At 59.1% G+C, this 17,437-nt stretch carries 14 protein-coding genes; 9 read left to right on the forward strand and 5 right to left on the reverse strand.

Translation table 11 applies throughout. From position 1 onward, the window contains the following. Positions 1 to 432: 432 nt before the first annotated feature. Positions 433 to 981 (forward strand): hypothetical protein, encoded by a 549-nt coding sequence (locus PDM28_RS11280; protein ID WP_102944780.1) that lies wholly within the window; start codon positions 433 to 435, stop codon positions 979 to 981. Positions 982 to 1,108: 127 nt separating this feature from the next. Beyond that, positions 1,109 to 3,832, forward strand: a complete 2,724-nt coding sequence (locus PDM28_RS11285; RefSeq protein WP_311182061.1) for a UvrD-helicase domain-containing protein — start codon at positions 1,109 to 1,111, stop codon at positions 3,830 to 3,832. Here PDM28_RS11285 and PDM28_RS11290 read toward each other — a convergent pair. Continuing rightward, positions 3,829 to 4,737 carry an NAD(P)/FAD-dependent oxidoreductase gene (locus PDM28_RS11290; protein ID WP_311182062.1) on the reverse strand — a complete coding sequence of 303 codons (909 nt, stop codon included), beginning with the start codon at positions 4,735 to 4,737 and terminating at the stop codon, positions 3,829 to 3,831. The two genes, PDM28_RS11285 and PDM28_RS11290, sit on opposite strands and share 4 nt — an antisense overlap. A 139-nt stretch (positions 4,738 to 4,876) precedes the next feature. After that, positions 4,877 to 6,607, reverse strand: coding sequence for a gluzincin family metallopeptidase (locus PDM28_RS11295; protein WP_311182063.1), 1,731 nt, complete (start codon positions 6,605 to 6,607; stop codon positions 4,877 to 4,879). Between the two features lie 232 nt (positions 6,608 to 6,839). Between PDM28_RS11295 and PDM28_RS11300 the strand changes: the two genes are divergently transcribed. Both PDM28_RS11300 and PDM28_RS11305 read left to right on the forward strand, forming a co-directional pair. Further along, positions 6,840 to 8,174, forward strand: coding sequence for a chloride channel protein (locus PDM28_RS11300; RefSeq protein ID WP_311184682.1), 1,335 nt, complete (start codon positions 6,840 to 6,842; stop codon positions 8,172 to 8,174). Positions 8,175 to 8,515: 341 nt separating this feature from the next. Then, positions 8,516 to 8,878: a hypothetical protein gene (locus PDM28_RS11305; RefSeq protein ID WP_311182064.1), complete on the forward strand. Its 363-nt coding sequence runs from the start codon at positions 8,516 to 8,518 to the stop codon at positions 8,876 to 8,878. 17 nt (positions 8,879 to 8,895) lie between these two features. Here the strand turns inward: PDM28_RS11305 and PDM28_RS11310 are convergent, their stop codons facing one another. Further along, entirely contained in the window at positions 8,896 to 9,282 is a 387-nt protein-coding gene (locus PDM28_RS11310) for a hypothetical protein (RefSeq protein WP_311182065.1), read from the reverse strand. Between the two features lie 119 nt (positions 9,283 to 9,401). Further along, a complete protein-coding gene (locus tag PDM28_RS11315) occupies positions 9,402 to 9,731 on the reverse strand; it encodes a hypothetical protein (RefSeq protein WP_311182066.1) in 330 nt (109 codons plus the stop codon). 574 nt (positions 9,732 to 10,305) lie between these two features. Here PDM28_RS11315 and PDM28_RS11320 point away from each other — a divergent pair. Then, a complete protein-coding gene (locus tag PDM28_RS11320; RefSeq protein WP_311182068.1) occupies positions 10,306 to 10,845 on the forward strand; it encodes a hypothetical protein in 540 nt (179 codons plus the stop codon). Positions 10,846 to 11,788: 943 nt separating this feature from the next. Here PDM28_RS11320 and PDM28_RS11325 read toward each other — a convergent pair. Then, positions 11,789 to 12,820, reverse strand: coding sequence for a hypothetical protein (locus PDM28_RS11325; RefSeq protein ID WP_311182070.1), 1,032 nt, complete (start codon positions 12,818 to 12,820; stop codon positions 11,789 to 11,791). A gap of 228 nt (positions 12,821 to 13,048) precedes the next feature. On the opposite strand from PDM28_RS11325, the gene PDM28_RS11330 reads away from it, so the two are divergent. From PDM28_RS11330 to PDM28_RS11345, 4 genes are all read left to right on the forward strand, one after another. Then, positions 13,049 to 13,942: a M15 family metallopeptidase gene (locus tag PDM28_RS11330; protein ID WP_311182071.1), complete on the forward strand. Its 894-nt coding sequence runs from the start codon at positions 13,049 to 13,051 to the stop codon at positions 13,940 to 13,942. 114 nt (positions 13,943 to 14,056) lie between these two features. Further along, positions 14,057 to 14,683 (forward strand): fimbrial biogenesis chaperone, encoded by a 627-nt coding sequence (locus PDM28_RS11335; protein ID WP_311182072.1) that lies wholly within the window; start codon positions 14,057 to 14,059, stop codon positions 14,681 to 14,683. Continuing rightward, positions 14,683 to 16,842: a fimbria/pilus outer membrane usher protein gene (locus tag PDM28_RS11340; RefSeq protein WP_311182074.1), complete on the forward strand. Its 2,160-nt coding sequence runs from the start codon at positions 14,683 to 14,685 to the stop codon at positions 16,840 to 16,842. The genes PDM28_RS11335 and PDM28_RS11340 overlap by 1 nt, the downstream gene beginning before the upstream one ends. A 75-nt stretch (positions 16,843 to 16,917) precedes the next feature. Further along, positions 16,918 to 17,436 carry a Csu type fimbrial protein gene (locus PDM28_RS11345; RefSeq protein ID WP_311182075.1) on the forward strand — a complete coding sequence of 173 codons (519 nt, stop codon included), beginning with the start codon at positions 16,918 to 16,920 and terminating at the stop codon, positions 17,434 to 17,436. The last annotated feature ends 1 nt before the right edge of the window (position 17,437 follow it).

A 17,437-nucleotide genomic window follows, 5' to 3' on the forward strand; every position in this document is an offset into this window, starting at 1 on the left:
TGCGTGTCCCACGCAATGCACGATTCCCGCGCAAATCCATCGCCATCGCGGCGCCAGACACTGCGCTGGACGCGCATGGCGTGTCTCTACGCGTCTCATCGCGTGACGTGTGCAACCCGTTCTTCCTGCAACTCCGTCGCACTTTCGCGAAAACCTGTGCACGTTGCGACACGTGTTAGGCAACGCCTATCGAAGGCGCAATTTCAACAGAAACAATCAACTAGCCATGCAAAGCGTTGGCGGGCAACGTGAGCGCCGGAGCTTCGAAACTCCGAGTGCGTGCAAACTTATGACGTCCCATGTCGGGAGGGTGGCTAATACAAGACCCCTCATCCGGGGAAATACGCCACGCCGTACGCACGCTTCCACGGTTTCGAACCTCCCGGCTCCCTTGCCCTACCGGCAAGGGAGATTTTCCCTTGGAGGATCGCCATGCGCTCATCACGCCACACCCCCCTGTTCCCCGAACTCGGCCTGCCCACCGCAGAGCAACCGCGCCACTACACCGTGCGCGCGCATACCTACGCCTGGATGGGCACCTTCGACGGCGGCATCGTGCCCTGCATCTCCGCACATGGCAGCTGGTTGTACAACGCAGGCTTCAAGCCAGGCGCACGGGTAACCGTAAACGCCACCAAGGGCAGGCTGATCTTCGATGTGATGGATCCACCCAAGGAACCGCGCATCCGCAAGTGCAACGCGTTCGAAAAGTACATCGCCGACCGCTACGAACCCAAGCCGGGGTATGTCATCCCCTACGAACATCCTGGCCTGCTCGTCCGCGAGCACATCCTCGGCCCCATGGGCGCCTCAACGCTGGACTTCGCCCACGCCATCGGCGTCTCACAGGACCTGGCCGAATGCTTCCTGGCCGGCGACCATGACGTAGACATGGACCTCGCCGAGCGCCTGGCCCCCTTCGCCAGCACCTCCCAATGGTTCTGGTGGGAACTACAACAAAAGCACCTCTCAACCAGGTAGAGCCGGGCTCTGCCCGGCTGCTCGCACACCACGCGGCATTTCCGATCGGATTTTCCTATCATGGCAAACCCTTCCAACGCTCGCCCGGCCCCGCGCCAGCGACCGCCCCGCTTTCCTGGATGTACAGATGACGCACGACTGGTCCCCTTCCCCTTGGGGCCGCCGCCTCTCGCGCTCGCCGGACTGGCGACTGCGCCGGGTCGATGACCGGTTCGAGCTGACCGTGGATGGGCAGGTCTATTCGCTGGCGGTGAGCGCCTCCAACGCGTGGCGAGTGCAGAGCGGTCCGGTGTGGTCCACGCTCAGCATCGCCATCGAGGACGGCGACCTGCGGCTGGGCGGTCTAGCCGCGGCCCCGGCGCGCGAACTGGAGGCACTTTGGGCGGCAAGCGCGCATGCCCACCAGCAGGACCAACAACTCGGCGGTGCCAACGATGCGCTGGCGCGGATCCGCGATTGGCTGGACAAGGTCGACCACGCGCAGGAACTCGCCGATGCCCAGCAGCGCTGGTTCACCCTCGAGCAGCAGCAGGCACTGCTGGATGCCCGCCCGCGTCTGACCCTGGATGGCGATGCGCTCTGGGCCATCTTCGACGACCCGACCCTGCGCCCGCAGCTGCACGGTGCGCCCGCAGCGATCGAAGACGATCTGCAGCGCTGGACGGAGGACTGGGAGGCACAGTGGGCGTCACGCAATGAAGCGCACTTCCAACAGGAACGCAGCGCCGTAGCTCCGCTGCTGGCCCAGGTCGAACGCCGACCGCTGAGCGAGGAACAGACCCGCGCCGTACTCAGCTTCGAAAGCCGCATGCTGCTGGTGGCCGCCGCCGGCTCCGGCAAGACCTCGACCATGGTGGCCAAGGCCGCCTACGCCGTGCAGCGCGGCCTGATGGCGCCCGACCAGATCGTGATGCTGGCCTTCAACAAGGAGGCCGCCACCGAGCTGCAGCAACGCACCGCCGCCGCATTCCAGCGGCTGGGCCTGCCGGCCGGCGAGGTCAACGCCTGCACCTTCCACGCGCTGGGCCGACAGATCATCGGCAAGGTGACCGGCCGCATGCCCGAGGTGCCGTCGTGGGCGGTGGATGCCGCGCAGGGCTTCGACCAGCTTGCCGACATCATCGACCGCCTCAAGGACCGCTCGCTGCATTTCCGCACCCAGTGGGACATGTTCCGGCTGGTGTTCGCACGCGACTTGCCGCCCCAAGGCGAAGCCACCCCGGCCGACGGCTGGGACAGCGACGGCAACCGCTACGTGCGCACCCTGCGCGGCGAGCGCGTGGGCAACATCGAAGAGTGCGTGATCGCCGACTGGCTGTTCTACAACGGCGTGGACTACACCAACGAGCCGCACCCGGTGCTGGATACCGGCACCGACACCTGGCAGCCCGGCTGCGCGGACTTCTTCTACCCGGGCACCACGCTGTACCACGTGCACCATGCCGACGGCAGTGGCGACAGCACACCCCTGCATGCGCGCTCACGCGATGCGGTGCAGCTGCGCACGACCGCCGCGCAGCTGCGCAATGGGGACCTGTTCGACGCACTGGCCGAGGCACTCACCGCGCACGGTCTGGAGCTGGACCCCAACCCGGACCGCGAGCTGCCTGCCGAAGGCGCCAAGCCCATGCCGGACAGCGACCTGATCGGCCTGCTGCGTACCTTCATCAGCCATGCTAAGAGCAACGGACTGACCCCTGCCGACCTGGCCGAGCGCCTGCGCGAGCTGCCCGAAGACCGGTTCAAGCACCGCTATCGGCTGTTCCTGGAACTGGCCACCCCGATCCTGCATGCCTGGGACGACGCGCTCGCCGCCGAGAACGCCATCGATTTCGAGGACATGCTCAACCAAGCCGCCGAGTACCTGGAACAGGGCCGCTACCAGGCGCCCTACCTGCTGGTGATGGCCGATGAATTCCAGGACGCCTCACGTGCCCGCGCGCGACTGTGCAAGGCGCTGGTGCAGGCGCCCGGTCGGCACCTGTTCGCGGTGGGCGACGACTGGCAGTCGATCAACCGGTTCGCCGGCGCCGACGTGAGCGTGATGACCGGGTTTACCGAGACGTTCGGCCCCTCGCAGGTGCTGCAGCTGTCGCAAACCTTCCGCTGCCCGCAGGCACTGTGCGATGCCTCCAGCCGCTTCATCTCGAAGAACCCGGCACAGATCGCCAAGCAGGTCCGTTCCGCCACCCCGGCGCAGGGCCCGGTGCTGCAGGCGTTTCAGGTGGCCTCGCGCGACCGCCTGCAGGACGCGATCTACCAGTATCTGCAGCGCCTGCAACAGCAGCTGCAAAGTGGCGCCATCGCGCCCGGCCGCAACGGTCGCCTGTCGGTATTCGTGCTCGGCCGCTACAACGCCGACCGCGCCTACCTGCCCGCGCATTGGACGCAGCGCTTCGGCGCGCAGCTGGAGCTCAGCTTCCTCACCGCGCACCGCGCCAAGGGTGCCGAGGCCGACATCGTGATCCTGCCTTCAATGCTGGAACGCAGCTTCCCCAGCGCCCGCGCCGATGACCCGGTGCTGGGCCTGGCGATGCCGCATGCCGACACCTACCCGCTGAGCGAAGAGCGCCGCCTGTTCTACGTGGCGCTTACCCGTGCGCGGCGCTCGGTGGCGATGTTCACCGTGCAGGGCAAGCGTTCGCCGTTCCTCAACGAATTGGTGCACGACGGCGCGGTGGAGATTACCGCCACCACCGGCGAGCCGATCCGCGAGCAGGCCTGCCCGGTATGCGACGGCGGGGTGATCGTGCAGCGCAGTGGGCCGTATGGCGAGTTCGTATCGTGCTCAAGCTTCCCGCGCTGCCAGTACAAGCCGAGGCAGGCTGCGACCGCCACTGCATTGCGCTAGTCGAGCAGGCCCAGCAGCGAGCGGTGCACGGCCACGCCCACCAGCGCACCCTCGCCCACCGCCAGCGCGATGCTGCCAGCCATGCGCCCGGCATCGCCGCAGGTGAAAACACCGGGCACGGTGGTCTGCTTGGCTGAATCGGCGACGATGCAGCCTGCATCTAGCAGCTCGCAGCCAAGCTGTTCGGCCACGTCGCAGGAGAGGCGTGACTGGGGGAGCAGGAACAGGGCGTCCAGGATGAGCTTGCGGCCATCGCTGAGCACGACGGTTGCTTCGTCTTCCACGTGCTGGATGGTTGTCGATTCGATGGTGGCGCCGCAGGCGTCCAGGCGCTCCCGCTTTTCGGGATCAATGCCATCGGGATTGCAACAGAACAACGTGATGTTTCCCCAGTCGCACAGCAGCAGCGCCTGGCCGACGCCACCGTCTTCGGAACAGCCGATCACGCCGATGTTGCCTTCGTAGATCTCATAGCCGTGGCAGTACGGGCAATGGAACACGCTGCGGCCCCAGCGCTCTGCCAGTCCCTCGATGTCGGGAAGCGTGTCGGTGACGCCGTAGGCCAGGACCAGCCGGTCGCCAATGAAGGCGCTGCCGTCGTCGCATCCCACCTCGAACGACACGCCCTCTTCCAGCACCTTGGCTTGGGTCGCCCTACCCTCATGCCAGGTCAGGGTTGGGTAGGCCATCAGCTCCGCGCGTGCCTTGGCTGCGATCTCGGCGGGGGGCAGGCCTTCCCGGGCGATGAAGCCGTGCGCCGCGAGCGAGTTGCGGTTTCGCGGCAACCCCGAATCAATCACCAGCACCTTGCGCCGGGCGCGGACGAGCTGCAACGCGGCGGACATGCCTGCGTAGCTGCCGCCGATGATGATGGCGTCGAATTGATTGCTGGGGGTGGGGCTCATGGGGGCGGGCCGGACCGATGGAGGACGACGAAGAGCATACGAAAGGCACGTGAAGCAGCGGTCACGCCGATCCGGTGCGCCTCAGCCAGCGTAGGCGGCTGGTTGCCGCGTGCGCTGAGCATCCAGGCGCATGCAGGCTTCAGTGGTTTCGCAACAAGGCAACGTGCGCGTCGAATACAGCAACGTCGTCGCTTGCCAGCTCGGCCCAGTCCAGCGGCGCACCCAGCAGCTCCTCCACCACGACCCGTGGCTCCCGGTCGAAGCCCCGCGCTTGAACCTGAGCGTAGCGGTCGGCGAATCCCGGATCTTCCGAGCTCAGTGCATAGAGCTTCACCGCGACCAGTCCAGCGAAGAGATAGTTGGTCAGATAGAAAGGGTCCTGGTAAAACAGCCGCTTGCCGGCCCAAGTGGTGTCCTGGCCGGCCTGGCCATGAAAGCCGCCTTCGTGCAGCGTGCGCATCTGCACTACCAACGCGTCCAGGTCGTCCGCCCCCCGGACGCTTCCATCGTGCACCCCGCTATGGATCGCAGCCTCAAGCTGCGCTTCTTCCGCCGAGATGAAAAGTTGCAGCGCCATGTCCCGCAGCAGCCCCCTCTGGAAGTACTCCTTGGCGTCCACGGTCTTGGCGTCCGTTATCAGCTGTTCGCGATACAAGAATTCATCCAGGATCGCAAAGGTTTCCTCCAGCCAGGAGGCGCCGTGCCGGAACAACGGCGAGGTCCCATGCGTGTTCATCAGTTGCCCGTGAACTGCATGCGCTCCCTCGTGAACGACTTCCACATCACTCTCTGTGTCGCCTCGGCGATGCCCTACGTACAGCACGGAAGTTGAATGGGGTGCCGTGATGGAGAAAGCATCGCGCTTGCGGCCGCCAAGCTCGCTCGCAAAGTCCATGCGGCCACCCGAGGGGTCCAGCACGCCGCCGATCTGTGCGACATGCTCTCCCCCCAGCCGCGCGACGGCGCGCATTGCAATCTGGCGCACATTCTCCATCGGCATCGCGACCGGGGTATAGCCTGCAGGTGCCGCCTCGGCGTTCCACGGCGATCCGTCACCTTCCGGATGTATGCCCGACAGCGACTGGTAACCGGCAAACGAAGTCGCATGCGATTGCAGCGCGTGAATTGCGGCGTCCACCTCCTGGCGATCCAGGCCCATTCCGGAGTACGCCTGTTCTGCAGCGTCGGCATAGCCACGGCTCACAGCCAGGCCGTCGCGCAGACTGGCAATGCCAATCAAGGCATCGGCCAATGCAGGCTTCCGCTGCAGCATCGCACTGTGATGCAACACCCACGCCTGCTTGCGCAACGCCTCGTCCGGCATCGCCATCAGGGTATGGAAGTCATCGGAAACATTCAGCGGTACGCCCCCGTTTTGTACCGTCGGGAATCCCGCACCCTGCATGGCCAGCCGGTGCGCATGCTCAAACCGGTCCAGTGCGGTATCGACAGAAGCCGCAAGTGGCTTGGCGTCGACAGGCAGCGGGTGGGCCGCAGCGCGGGCGCTTCGGACCGCCAGGTAAGCATAAGGCTCTGCCCAACGCTCACCCTCACTCGCGGCGCGGACCTGGTTCTTTGCCGCTCCGGCTATATCACCGCACAGGTCTTCCACATCATCACGGGCAGCGCTTGCCACACGATCCCCGGCGCTGCGGGACGCGATCAGCTCGTAATAGGCGTAATGATCCAGGCAATCCCCGAACAATGACTCAAGATTGTGAAAGGTATCTTCCCCATTCAGCACATTACCTTTGCCTTCAACCAGGTCGAATCGACGCTTGATCGCGGCGCGTGAAGCGAGCTCATCTGCCGGCGTGGCGAAATAGCGTGCCTGATCTACCGATTGCGACTCGCGGATCGGAACACGCATCGGGGCCGCAATAGCGAGGCCCGCGGGTGCGAACAAGGCTGACAACGCGAGCAGCCAGCAGATTTGTCCTGCCCGGGAGCGTCGGGCTTCCCATGCATATCGTTGCGTCATTTGAAGTCCATTTCGCTGATTACCTCATCCTATCCACATCGTGGAGCGTTTGACAGCCGAGGCACAGGCTGTGGGCAGGCCCGGCAAATTGCCGTCACGGGCTCCCTGCGAAAATAGCCGCATGAGCCCCGAACCTTCCAATACCCACGGCGACGCCCCACTGCTTTCACGGGTCGCCTGGCGGCGCCGCGCGGCACTGTGGGGCGGCGCGGTTGCCGTCGCCCTGGTGGCGATCCTGTTCGCCAAGGCCAGCGACGCAGCCTTCCGGGTCTTCCAGTCGGTCATCGCCCACTCCGTATGGTGGGCGCTGCTGCTCACCCCCACCGTGTTCGCCCTGCTTGCCTGGCTGACCAGTGGCGCCCTGAAGCCCACCCGCGGCAGCGGCATTCCACAGGTCATTGCTGCGTTGGATACGCCTACCGAGGCCTTCCGCAACGAGAACCTCTCGCTGAAGGTCTCGGCTGGCAAGCTTGCATTGACCACGCTGTCGCTGCTGGGCGGCGCTTCTGTCGGGCGCGAAGGTCCCACAGTGCATGTGGGTGCCAGCCTGATGTATGTGTTTGGGCGCCTGGCTGGTTTCCGCGATCCGAAAGAGCTTTCCCACTTCCTACTGGCGGGTGGCGCTGCAGGCATCGCAGCCGCATTCAACACGCCGCTGGCGGGGATCGTGTTCGCGATAGAGGAGCTCAGTGGGCGATTCGAACATCGCTTTTCCGGAACGTTGCTCACCGCCGTCATTGTTGGCGGCGTTGTTTCGCTAGGCCTGCTGGGCAGCTACACCTACTTTGGCAAAGTCACCGCATTCCTGCCGCTGGGACAGGCGTGGCTGGCGATCCTTCTATGCGGCTCGGTTGCCGGACTGCTGGGAGGCTTGTTCGCCAAGGCTGTGCTGCTGACCATGGAAGGCAAGCCCGCGTGGCTCGGCACCCTGCGGCAGCGTCATCCAGTGCTGCTGGCGGCGGGCTGTGGCGTGGCACTGGTGCTGCTGGCCGCCGCCTTCGGTAACGGCGCCTTCGGCACCGGCTACGAGCAGGCGCGTGGCTTGGTCCAAGGAAACCCGACGGTGGGCCATGAATTCGGGGTGATGAAGATCCTCGCCAACCTGGTCTCCTACATCGCTGGAATCCCCGGCGGCCTGTTCTCGCCTGCATTGGCGGTGGGCGCCGGTATAGGACACAACATGGCCACGCTGATGCCGGGCGTGGATGGGCGCGTGTTCGTGCTTCTGGGCATGTGCGCCTACCTCACTGGGGTGACGCAGGCGCCACTCACCTCGGCAGTGATTTCGCTGGAGCTGACCGACAGCAGCGACATGCTGCTGCCGATCTTGGCGACGGTGCTGCTGGCGCGCGGGGTGTCGGGGCTGGTGTGTCGGGTGCCGATCTATCGTGGGATGGCGAATCAGTTGTTGAAGCAAATTGAACCCGCCAAACCTCAAACAAAAGACCCAGCCTGACAGTCTTCAGAGCCGAGGACTGCCCATCTTTGGATGAGCAGTCCCGTCACACTTGGTAGGTTAGATACCGTCAAAACCTTCGCACATGTCGTTCTCCTAATGTAAGGAATTAAAGGCTTCAGCAGCTCGACAGAAGTTTGCCCTGATAGCACCGGGCAAACTGACCCCGACGTCTCACTTCTTGATCGCTCGGCATAAGCGTTCTGATTGAAAACCTATTTTCTATTGACAAGATCAATCGCATGAAGCCAACGACCGCTTCTGTGTTAGCTGATTCCGTCGCTGGTCATACACCGGCAGCGCGACAGTGACATGCTGCCAGTTCGTCTGGGAGACCATCGATGCGGGTAACGGGTAGTTTTCTTGCGGCAACTGCTGTCACGCTGAAGGTAGGCGTGGTGTTCTGGGTGCTGGTGGCCTGGCAGACGCCGGGGGGCGAGCCTTGGGACACGCCTACCTTCTGGACCGTGGTCTATCCCATTGCACTTGGCATCGCCGCAGTGCTTGGCGCCTGCTTTCCCAGGAAAGCATGGCTGTGGGGTCTGCTGCTCATGGCGCTGCAGGTCCCGGTAGTGGCCGTGATGTCTGGGATTGGCCCGTTGCTGCTGGCCGGGCTGGTTTACGCACTGGTGCTGGCTATCCCAGCGATGGCGATTGCGGCGGGGGCGGGGGCGCTCCGTCGCAGCTTGCAGCCGCAGGCCTGAGCCCCGCAAGAACAGGCTCATCGCGACAACGCTCGCATTTGTCTTTCCCGCCGAAATGAAATCGCCGGTTCTGCCCCGTCCCACGAAGTATCTACGAAGACGACAATCTGATCCGGCTCCGAGACATCGTTGGCAAAGATTAGAACGTGCGCTTCGGACCTCTTCAACTTCATGGTCAACAGCTCTGTGTCTGCCGCACTGCAAACAGCCAGCTCTTGCCGCGGCACTTTCAGAAGCCCGTCAAAGACCAATTGACCCCGTTTTACTGCTTCCAACCTGTCCGTCAGGATGATGGTCGTCTCACCATCAACCCCCGGCAATGTTCCTACGGCAACACATGACTCAGTGAATGCGACCAACTGGCCATTCATGGCCTCTGGCAACTCGCCGGACGAGCGATCCATGACTAAGATCAACGAGTTAGGCGGGGATAGCGTTATGGAAGTCATCGTCGTTTTCCCTGTTTGCGCGACTCGCTTGCCGCGTCCAGTCCACCACCCAAGGGGGACGGTGCCACCGCACCTCAGTCCTTTCCGGCTTGATGCACCTCGGCCCACCAACCTGCGTACTGCGTATTCTTGACGAGATGCCTGTTGAGGTCAGGGGCACCATCGGTCCACCAGACCGCGCCTCGTTCGCCCAATCCCCTTTTGGCATTGTCCACGGCTCGGCGAGCAGTTGCCAGGTCTTCGGGACTACCCGAAGCCTTGGCTGCTTTGACAGCCCGGCGGGCATCCATGAGCTCGTCGACAAGGCGCTGACGCTCCTGCTCACCCAAACCGGAGTTGGTGGTTCGCCATAGCCTGCCACGCACGATGAGGTAACGGCCATCTGGGGTAGTGATGTGATCCATGGGACAAGAGTAAGGTGCCAACGATGAAGGCTCCGCAGGCATTGCACGCGTCACCGAGGCCTTAGCTCACGTATTCCCATCTCTACGTAAGAATTGCCCTACAACCTTGGACCAGAATTCACGACAACGCCGCGCACACGTAAATCTGGCTGTGCGTCACACGCGTTGATCTCGTCTCGGAAGCACGCGGGCGGAAGCGCATCTATGTCCATCTCGAAGACCACCTTGGAGTGGTTGACGAAGTTGGCATGCTGCCGTCCGTGTTCATTTCCCTTGATCCGCTGACCCTCGGGACACGCAAACTTCAGCGCAGTCAACGTGAAGCCGACATCAGTTCCCTTTTCATTTTTCGTGCCTTTCGCCGGTAGTTCGAAGCAGATTTAACCTACCCTCGTGAAACCAGCACTCGACAACCTACCCGTCTCTTAAGGGAATTGCTCCCGCCACCGATACCAAAGATATCACCTGACTGCTTCTCGAAACCTGCCCATCGCTTGCCCAATGCGCTCGTAGATGAAAGCGGCGATGCATGCAGCCCGTGTTATATTCTCGAAGAAGGGGCAGGGAACAACGTATGGCAGGTTTCGAAGTTGCGGGACTCGTTGAGGCCTTGAAGAAGCTGGGGATGACACGGGTCGCCCTCGTGATCGTAGTCGCGGCCGCGCTTACCTCCCTCATGGGCGACGCACTATTGAGGACACTTCCCGCTCTACTCGACTGGTTCGGTAAGACCGGCGTTATGGTCCTCGCCGCCGCTGTGGCATGGCTTGTCATATCGCTGGTGGAACGGTTGCTAAGCGCCACCTACCCGTGGATGGAACATCGAGCGGAACAAAAGATTCTGGCGCGGCTGATCGAGCAGCTTTCGGAACAGCAGAAGATGATTCTGCGCGCCGCGGTGGATGGCCGCTTCGAACACCTAGACTTACACGCCGTGCAGCAATCTGCCCAGCGCCAGGGCCAAAGCCTGAGCGTGGAGATAAACGGACTTAGGGCCACAAGAGTAATTGACTACGAGGGACTGATATCGGCGCCTGTCTACCGCTATCTACTGGCGAATCCGGCATCGGTGGGCTCTAAGGCCCCCGCTCAGACCGTCCGCGAAGGCTGGTAACGGCACGACGCTCGGTCGAAGACCATACGCTAGAAGTACTAGGATGCGCTACATCATGATTCTTCATGCTGGGATAGCTCCAACGCACGCGAGAAGAACCAACGACCGACGCGGAGCAACGCGTGCCGACACTAAAGTAAGCCACCGCGATCCTTCGCATCTCTAAGCGCCCCTGATCTCATCTCGTGACATTGTTCCATGCTGGCGCGCCTTTCGCCAAACAGGTGCGCTACAATTCGCGCCGCATATTACCCGACTTTGATTCAGGGGAGCCCCGGCTTCGTCGACATCGAATACCGCCTTACCGCGACTTGATGGCCGTTCGACGGCAGTCCGGCACCCATTTACTTCCGACATACTCGCAGCGATGGAGAGTACTCGGATCTCATCGCCATCGCCATCGCCATCGCCATCGAGTATTGTTCGTGAGTAAATGGAACTGTTCAAAATGCCGGGCCGACAACCGCATTGGCATTCGTTGTTCTAGCTGTGACTGGCTCAAGGGCGCAAGCCATTGGCTCTGCCCAGCGTGTCGTCATGAGAATTACGATACAGGTATTTATAACGACCCGTCTAATTACCGGTGCGGAGAGTGCCAGGCTGAGCGGCCCGACGCAAGAATACTGCGCAACGGCCGCTATTTTAAAGGCTGGCCCTGGGCCGCATTGGCTGTGATTGCCATGGTGATCTACTCACACCTGAAAAGCTAAGTAAGCCCACGAAAAAACCAAATCATGAGCGATTCTTAGGAGGTTCGCTCACGGTCAAATTAAATAATGGCAGTGGCGGAGAGAGTGGGACTAAACGATCCCAACACTAACCCATTGATATTAATAAGGAACTCTAGCCGGAATGTGTCCTGGTGAGTGTCCTTCGAGTCTATTGCCAAAGTGCCATTGACTCAAGCACAGCGATGTCGGCTGGCCTTGGTTGGGGTGTCAATTTAATCGGCCGCCGCTGCTTCAACACCTGTATTGACGTCAAAGCTCCATCCACACCCAGAGCAGACTATAGAATTTTGCTCGTAAAGCTTGAACAAGGACTCGTTGTCTGACAGCACGGGCTTAGTGCAATTCGGGCAGTCCAAATCCAGCTCGTTAAGCATAGATCTGATCTCTGTCATGAGTTCGGTAGAGCCCAGACCATTGGAGCGGAGATCAACCCAGTGCGCAAATCCAATCCGCGTTCTGATAAAGGTTAAATCCAATACATCGTCTCGTCTTTTGGCGAAGCTGGACACAAGAGCCTCAACAACATCAATCGTGTGCATGATCACAAGCGGAAGGTAACTATAAAAGCCCTCCCATTGAGTCAGCCATGCCTCTTCTGTCGAAAATATGAAATTGAAGTTAGCCGCCTCTGTCTCTAGACCTGGAAAAGTTGTTACAAGATGATTTGCTTTTTGAAAAAGGTCTTCATAGCCAAAAGCGAATTGCTTGTTGTAGCGAAGGTCATACATAAGCTTGGGCTGCATCCAGCTCCCTAGCGACGTTTTTTCCATCGCAAGTGTGATGAGCTCCAATTTCCTCTTCTCACTCATCTTACTGATCGACTTCGCCTTAAGCTCGTCACCTTCGAACACAGTAAGCATGTCCTCGGGATCAGCGAGCAACCACTCAAGGTAAAGAAGGTTCTCTTTTAAGGGCTTCCTCAAGAGTGCGTATGCGACCGTGAGCTTGCCTTTAGCAGAGCACCTTAAAGCCTCATAGAGGAAATTTAGGAAGTCCCCGAGCAGTGCCGCCGTGAGCTGCTTGTAATACATCTCCTTAATTTCGTCACGATGGCCGTTTTCCGTCATCCACTTGAATAGCTCATCACCGCCAAGACCCTCTTGAATGGGAGCGTTTGCAACGACCTGGACAGAAAAGATGTCCGCCTTCGCCCCCTCTTTCACTGTCGACACCAGCTGATCGTGCAGGAAAAAGGAGAAGTTATGACTGAAACGAAATCGTTCAGGGAGATTTCCGTAATCCACGCATGTTCCTAGTGAACGCCAGGCTAGGCAATGCCAATTCTTACGTCAGCTAACCGCGACGTCAAGACCGCGCCAGAGCCACGGGCCATTGATTTAAGGTCGAGCCTGCGGCCCAGCCGATGGATAGCTGAAACTAACGAGCGACACGAAAACTTTGGTCGATGAATCCTTGACATTGCGCGGCCCCGGCTTATTTGTGATTAACACTCAAATAAAACCGGAGATCCAATGCACAAATTGCTTTTTAGCTTACTCATGCTCCTTGCACCAACAACTGCCCTTGCTTCTCAAGAACCTTATTGGTCAAAACTCACTTCATCGAATTTCCTGGTGAGCCCGAGCACTGCCCATGTTCGAATTTTTGATCAGGGTTCAAGTGGCATCATCTTCGGATCCTCGTCACCCTTGTTCTATGGAGAAATCGAATCCGATAGCAACTCGAACCCAGCCGAAACACTGAAACCTACCAAGAAGCCACGCGGACGGATCTATCGCTTTTTCCATCCCGGCCAAGAACAAATTTGGAAAGGTGTCCATCCTGATCTCAGAGAAAAGATCGAAGCCATTCAAGAGGTCATGAGAGATGAAGGCTTTGATCTAAGACCAGTTGAAGGATATCGAAGCCCTGAACGTCAAACCGCCCTCCTCGCGTCCGCATCCGGGGTCACGAGTGTTGGCGCATGGTCGAGTTGTCATAACTATGGCTTAGCTCTGGATGCCGCTGTCTACGTGGGTGGAAAGCCGAGCTGGAATCTGAGTGACCCTCATGTCATTGCGGGCTATGAGCGGTTCGGCGAGCTGGCTGAAATTCTTGGCTTGAATTGGGGCGGCCGGTGGACTTCTCCGAGAGACTACCCCCATGTCGAGATGAGAGCTGAGTGTGGTCAGTCCAAGTGGGCGAAACGACACGGGCAAACCCTACCCACGTTCATCGCGAGCGCTAGCGAACCATCATCTCTAATTCTTGAACGAGCATTGGTATCGACCTGGTGCCCACAGGGCTTAGAGGCCACTTGTATCGCGATGGGCAAGGAACAATTTGCTTTGTGGGGCTGGACTGTTCAAAGCCAAAACAGGGCATGCACAGCACGATCCAACCTCTACCTCTACGCTTTTTCCTAATCGAACTTTTAAGCATAGAGCCGCGCATTGTTGCGGCTTTTTTTATTTCACACAGCTTGACAATCTTTGGACCCGGGTTATTTGTGAAGAACACTCAAAAAACCCGGAGATCCAATGAAATACCTTCTGTTAAGCGCAGCACTAGCGCTCTGTCCATTTGCATCAACTGCAATGCAAGTCTCACCATTAGCTCAAACCATCAACCCGAGTAAGAACAATGGCTCATTGACTGTCGTCAACACGTCGAATGAAAAGAAGGAATACCAGCTCCAAGCGTTTAAATGGACCTTGGTTGATGGAAAGCAGACCCGCACACCAGTTGACGCGATCCGTTTCGCTCCAAGCTCCTTCTATCTCGAAGCAGGCAAATCTCAAGTGGTCCGCTTCATCAACATCGAGACATCAAGCAGTGAGCTTGCTTATCGCGTCGTCGTGAAAGAGAAGAACGTCAAGAAGCTGGAGACGACCGGGGTTGAGCCCGTCTTCAACATGAACTTCCCCATTTTTTGGCGTGCATCGGATCGAGCCACAGTGACCGCAAAGACTTCTGGATCAACCATTGTTCTTCGCAATGCAAGCCCGATTACTGCCCAGATCGCGAACCTCAACTATGGTGGCTACCGTCGTGATGGCTTGGTCGGCTACTTGCTCCCAGGCGAAGAAATGATCATCTCCAAAGGCAACGCAACATCGGTCAAGGCTTTGATCAATGGCGTTGCCACTGAGCTAGTGATTGAGTAATGGCCTGGCGCGCCTTTGCGCTAGCCCCTCTTCTTTGGTGTTCAAGTTCATATGGTGCTGAGAGCATCTATGCCATCTCGATCAATGGGAAAACAGTAGATGAGGCACTTCTAGCAACAACAACGGATGACGGCGATTTGCTCGTCCCATCTGCAAAGCTCAAAAGCTACGGCTTGGTTGGCGACTTCGCCTCTATCCAGAGCATGAAGGCCCTCGGTGTCGAGGTGGAAGTGCAACATGAGAAGCAGCTTGTCACTCTCACAGTGCCTGGCAAATATTTCAAGCCTCAGATTGTTGGATCAGTGGACGCGCTTGTAGAGGCAGACTCCGCACCGAAGGGCATCTTGATCAACCAAGATCTCGCCGTCATCCGCTCATACAGAGGCACATGGGCAGCGTCATGGGGCTATGACATGCGAACGGGCCTCGCCGATGGTGTGCTGATCAACACGGGGCAATTGAACGTTCAATCTGGTGGATCTACGAATACGCGGGGTCTGACCACCTGGACTAGGGACCTCCTTAAGAAGGGGCTCTCGGTGGAGATCGGGGATGTCTTTACGCCCTCGCTTGGCATTACGTCCACGTCAAACTTGCTCGGATTCAAGATTGGGACAGAGCGCGAGCTCACTGGAGAACTCTACCCCGTCCCGGTCATCGCCGGCATTGCCGATAGCAGGACCACAGCTGAGATCTATCTCAACAACGAGCGGCAACGCCAGCTCAACCTGGATCAAGGCCCCTACTCCATCGAGCAAGGCTCGATGCTCAATGGCTTGAACTCGTCGTCTGTCATGTTGAGAGACCAGTTTGGCCGCGAGCAGATCATTCAGAGTGACTTCTATTTTACCAACCGTGCCCTGCGCCCAGGAACGTCAGAATGGGCTGTGACTGGCGGTCTCAGCCGCTTCGGAACAATTGGCAACGACTACCAGGATCTTGCGCTCGCGGGCTTCTACCGCAGGGGCCTGAGCCCTTTCTTGACGCTCGGTTCCTCTGCACAAATGATGGGGCAGAACGCGAACCTGGCGCTGGATGCAACTGTCGTCCTCGGAACCGCTGGTGTCGTCACTCTAAGCAGTCTGGCAAGCCACTCAGATGGGCAAAACGCCCTCTCCTACTTGGCTGGATACAGCTATCAGACTCGCAACTGGTCCATCAACGCTCAGACTCAGAAGCGGGCCCCGGACAGCTGGCAGCTCACTGACCAATGGCGCGGCGGATCTGTCATCACCAAAAGCAACTTAGCGAGCATTGCCTACACTCATCGCCCGTTCCAAGTTGGATTGTCCTGGTCTTCGAATACCTACTCATCGGGATCTCAGAACGAACGCCTGAGCCTCACCGGACGCTACTCAGGTGCCAACAGCACCCTGAGCGCCCAGCTCTATCGAGACCGCGATGAGAGCGGCTTCTATGTGTTCTACACCCGCCAGTTTGGTGCGCGGCAGCGAGCGAGCATGTCGTTCAGTGATGACCACAGGAGCCTTGCCTTCAACGGTAGAGCTGGAAAGATCAATTATGGATTGGGGACGTCTGACACGGGCTCTTACGCCAATGCCGGGCTCGACAGCCGCTCAGGACGCTTCCAAGCACAGTCCACGACTCGATATGGTCAAACGAGCCTGTCAGGCCGGTATGAAGGCTCAGTCTGGCTGGGCGAAGGTGGCGCACTTGTCGGCCGCACCCTCCATCGCTCCTTTGCTCTCGTCGAAGTTGCTGATACATCAGACGCGAGGCTCAACGCCAACGGATCAAGCCAGGTCACGAATAAGCGGGGTTACACCCTCTTCCCGTTGTCTGCATACCGGACGTCGAACCTTGGACTAGACGTAAGCTCCCTGCCCCTGGATGCACAGATCAATCAACGCACCCAGACAACGACACCAGCACGGTTGTTCGGAAGCAAAGTGACCTTCCCAATCTCTTACATCAAACCGCTAGAACTGCGAGCGATGTTCCAAGGGAAGATCGTGCGTGGTTCAGGGGTCGCGGTCGCAGACGACTTACAAGTTCCAATCGCAGATGATGGCCGAATTTTCCTTCCAAATTATCACCCAAGCGGAACCATCTCCATCAAGACCGACAGCGTCACTTGCAGTGGCGTCCTTCCCATCGATAAGGACGACAAAGATCTTGAAGAAATTGAGTGCCGATGACTTGCGCAATTCCAATTTCACCTTAGCTTCGATTGGATCCTAAGCAATTCCGCTTACAACAAAGGAGATCAATCGATGTTAAAGAATAAAATTACTACTGCTACCGGCTTAGCATTTGGCCTGGCAATGGCAGCGGCAAATCCGGCTTTTGCTGCAACTGAGACGCAGACAATGAACATCACAGCAGTCCAGGCAGCAGTCTGCAAAATGGGAATTCCTGATGATGTATTTATGCAGCTGGGTGAAAAGGACGAAAACAGCGTTATCGTCGCGCTCTCTGCGATCCAAGATCTGACTGTCACTTGCAATAAAGACCTTCCTTACACGGTTGAGATGGATACCGCCGATGCATCTGGCAACTTTGTGATGACTGACGCCGCCACATCCAAAGAGATCAAAGCCAGGGCAAGCTTTGGCTTGAGCGGTCCGTCGAACTGGCAACCTTTTAGCACCACTGCAAACAATGCAGCATTGACCTCCGTTGGGACTGGCGCGGAGCAAGTGTTTAGCACTCGCATCACTGTCAACACGGACGCGACATATGCAGCTGTTGGCACTTACACAGCAGAACGTCAAATCACGATCTCTTACTAAG

Source organism: Stenotrophomonas aracearum (genome assembly GCF_031834615.1).
Classification (GTDB): domain Bacteria; phylum Pseudomonadota; class Gammaproteobacteria; order Xanthomonadales; family Xanthomonadaceae; genus Stenotrophomonas; species Stenotrophomonas aracearum.